Annotated in this window: 4 protein-coding genes; 1 reads left to right on the plus strand and 3 read right to left on the minus strand. The window is 65.9% G+C overall.

The window, feature by feature from the left end:
* Positions 1 to 360: SDR family NAD(P)-dependent oxidoreductase (locus AC1DOC_RS25575; protein WP_478130751.1), on the minus strand; the 360-nt coding region annotated here is incomplete at its 3' end.
* Between the two features lie 114 nt (positions 361 to 474).
* On the opposite strand from AC1DOC_RS25575, the gene AC1DOC_RS25580 reads away from it, so the two are divergent.
* Positions 475 to 1059 carry a TetR/AcrR family transcriptional regulator gene (locus tag AC1DOC_RS25580; protein ID WP_329601333.1) on the plus strand — a complete coding sequence of 195 codons (585 nt, stop codon included), beginning with the start codon at positions 475 to 477 and terminating at the stop codon, positions 1057 to 1059.
* Positions 1060 to 1158: 99 nt separating this feature from the next.
* Here the strand turns inward: AC1DOC_RS25580 and AC1DOC_RS25585 are convergent, their stop codons facing one another.
* Both AC1DOC_RS25585 and AC1DOC_RS25590 read right to left on the minus strand, forming a co-directional pair.
* On the minus strand, positions 1159 to 2484 hold the full coding sequence (locus AC1DOC_RS25585; RefSeq protein WP_018903066.1) for an NAD(P)/FAD-dependent oxidoreductase: 1326 nt from the start codon (positions 2482 to 2484) through the stop codon (positions 1159 to 1161).
* A 20-nt stretch (positions 2485 to 2504) separates the two neighbouring features.
* Positions 2505 to 3224: a cupin domain-containing protein gene (locus AC1DOC_RS25590; protein ID WP_018903065.1), complete on the minus strand. Its 720-nt coding sequence runs from the start codon at positions 3222 to 3224 to the stop codon at positions 2505 to 2507.
* Positions 3225 to 3336: the final 112 nt, after the last annotated feature.

Here is a 3336-nt window from a genome sequence, read left to right on the forward strand (position 1 = left end):
GGCGTAGACCATCCGAATCGTGCCAAGCAGGTTGACCGAGACGGTGTCTTCGGCAATTTGGAGGGAGGTCGGCTCAAGAAGATCTTCCCAAAGCATGATGCCCGCGTTGTTGATCAATACGTTCAGTTCGGGGTACTTGCTCGCCACCGTTTTGCTCGCGCGGGTGATGGATGCGGCGTCTGCGACGTCGAGCTCGAGCGCTTCAATGCCCGGGTGCTCATTGGTGATCTGGTCGAGCAAGTCTTTGCGTCGACCCGCGACAATGACCTTGTTGCCCGCCTGATGAAAGCGCAGCGCCAAGCCCAGTCCGATGCCCGAGGTGCCGCCGGTGATCAAGATCGTGTTGCCTGTGAACTTCATGGATTTCCTATGGGGAGAGATAGATAAAATGAGCCAAAACGGACAGTTGTCCATTTGCCGAACCATACCGGACAATTGTCCGCTTTGCAAGTGAGCTTGATGGAGGGGGCACGAGTGCCGAAGAAGATGGACCCGCAACTGCGTTCGGACGCACTGCAGAACCGCGAACGGATCCTGCAAGTGGCAATTGCCGAATTGACACGATCAGTGGACGTTCCGCTGAGCGCCATCGCGAAGAAGGCCGGCGTTGGGCAAGCGACCTTCTATCGAAACTTCCCCAGTCGAGATGCACTGGTGTGGGAGGTTTATCGCTACGAGATGGCGCAGGTCGCGGACCTCGCCGAGCAACTGCTCCAGACCAGTCCGCCGCAACAAGCGCTGCGGGAATGGATGGACCGTCTCGCCCAGTACGCCATGACCAAGGCCGGCCTGGCCGATGCCTTGCGCCAAGCTTCCAGTGCGCCTGAGTGCTCGGAGGAGTCTCGATATGCGCCAGTGATCGGCGCTGCTCAACGCCTGCTTCAGGCCAACGAGAAAGCCGGAACCATTCGGCCAGGCGTCACCACGGATGACTTTTTTCTGGCCATTGCAGGCATTTGGCAAATCGACTCCAAGGGCGACTGGCAACCACGCCTGAAGCGACTCATGGATCTCGTCATGGACGGACTGCGCGCGGGTGCGCTCGCGCGTGCTTCCTAGTTTCTGTTCGTCTTCGCATCGCGGCGATGAAGGGGCGGCGGGTCACGCCGCTCGATACGCAAAGCAAATAACGTTTCGGCGGCCCGCCGCAGGCGCAGCCTAGAAATCAGCGACCTTGCCCCATGCCGAGCCGCTGAACCGTCCTGGCCTGTACGGTGCAGGATCGACGATCGGTTCGGCGCCGCTGGCAAGGTCGGCAATCAGGTGGCCGGCGCCCGGGCCGATGCCGAAGCCGTGCCCCGAAAAGCCCGCGGCCAGGATGAACCCCGGCATGCCGGGCACCTCGCCGATGCCGGGAACACCGTCCGGCGTGCTGTCGATGTAGCCAGCCCAGGCATGCGTGATCCTGGCGTCGCGCAGCTGGGGCAGCAGTTCGATGGCGCGGCGGTGGGTCTCCCTCACCGTGGGCAGATCGGGCTTCGGATCGAGGATGCGCACGCGCTCCATCGGCGTTGGCGCATCGAGCCGCCAGCGCGCCAGCGTTTCATGGCCGCTGCGGATGGCTTCCAGGCCGCCCGGGCGAAGGTTGCGCCAGCGCTTGGCGAACATGGGCACGAATTGCGGCGCGAAGCGCATGAACTGCCCGGTCGGGTCCACGCGCGCGCGGCCGCTGATGGCCAGTGCATAGCGTCCGTCGTTGCGGCGCGTGGCGGACACGCCCGCGCTCACCACGGCATCCGGCAGGCGCTGCTCCACAGGGGACACGCTCAGGATGGATTGGCGGATCGAGGCCTGCGGAAAGCGGATGCCCAGTTGCCGGCAGAACGAAGACGCCCAGGCGCCGCCCGCCATCACGACCGTCCTGGTCTTGATGACCCCGGCTTCCGTGACCACGCCGCTGACCCGTCCGCCTTCGGTCTCGATGCCGCGTGCCGCGCAGTTCTGGTGGACGCTGCCGCCGAGCTTGATGAGCGCAGCGGCCACGGCCGGCGCGGCCTTGCCAGGATCGGCGGTGCCATCGCTGGGCGAGAAGACGCCGCCTTTCCAGGCGCGGCCGGTCGCATGGCCGCGCTCGGCGGCCTCGCGGGCGCTCAGCATGTGGGTCGTCACGCCGGCGGTCTTTGCAAACTCGCGCCAGCTGGCCCAGCGGGAAATCTCGGCCTCGTCGTTGCTGAGGTACAGCAGCCCGCAGCGATGAAAGCCGGTGTCCTCACCGCTCTCGGCGGCAAAGCGTTCCCAGAGCTCGAGGCTCTTGGTTGCCAGCGGCAGTTCGCGGGCATCGCGGTTCTGCTGCCGGCACCAGCCCCAGTTGCGGCTCGACTGCTCGGCGCCGATCCGGCCCTTCTCCACCAGGGCGACCGACAGGCCGCGCTGGGCCAGGTAATAGGCGCTGAAGACGCCGATGATGCCGCCGCCGATCACGACGACATCGGCCGAAGCCGGCAGCGTGGGCGAAGTCTGGATGTGTTGCAGCGGAGGCGACATGATGGATCTCGCTCGCCCGCTCAAGCCGCAACGCTTTGGCACACGTAGAACTTTGCCACGCGATCGCTGCTTTCCCAGCCGATCGGTGCGCCCTGTGGCACGAAAAGCGCGTCGCCCTTTGCCGTGGAAAGCACGCTGCCATCAGGCGCTGCGAAGCGCACGCTGCCGGCCAGCAGATGCATGAACTCGTTCATGCGGTGCGGCCGAACGATGCGGTGGTAGGGGGTCGAGTCCCAGGCGCCGGCGCTGTACTGCGCGCCATCGTCGATGAAGACCTTGTCGCTGCGGCATTCCGGCTGGGGGCCCAGCAGCACTTCCGCGGGCAGCGTGGCCGTGGGCTTGAAGTCGGCGTCGGCATGCAGCGGGAAGACGCCGCGCTTCGTCGGCCTCTCGCAAGCGGCGGCGCAGAACACGAAGCGCACGCGGGATCCGGCCTGGATGCGAAGCGAGGTCCCGCATCCGATGACGGCGCCCGCCTCGGGGCCGACCACCAGCGGGGCCGCGCCGGCTGCCGTCAGGGTCAGCTCGCCCTCGACCACGACGATGGTTTCGATGTTGGGATAGCTGGCGACTTCGAGCTCGCCGATGAAGCTGGTGCGGCCCGCGCTCATCGTGCCAGGTCCTTCCCACGCGATCTCGCGGTGCCGCGCAAAGGGATCGTCCTTGCCGAACGGCGCCCTGCGGAAGGCGGTGGAAAGGGGGGCGCCGCCGGCGCGGTGCAGTACGAGGGCCACGGTCATGATTGCTCCTGCGCGATGCGCAATGTCTTCCTTGAAATCTGTCATTCGGCGGCGGGTGCCGGGGCATCCTGGAAGCCGAGAATGGCCTTGGTTTCCAGGTACTCCTCGAGAC

Source organism: Variovorax sp. 01T439_2 (assembly GCF_056398445.1).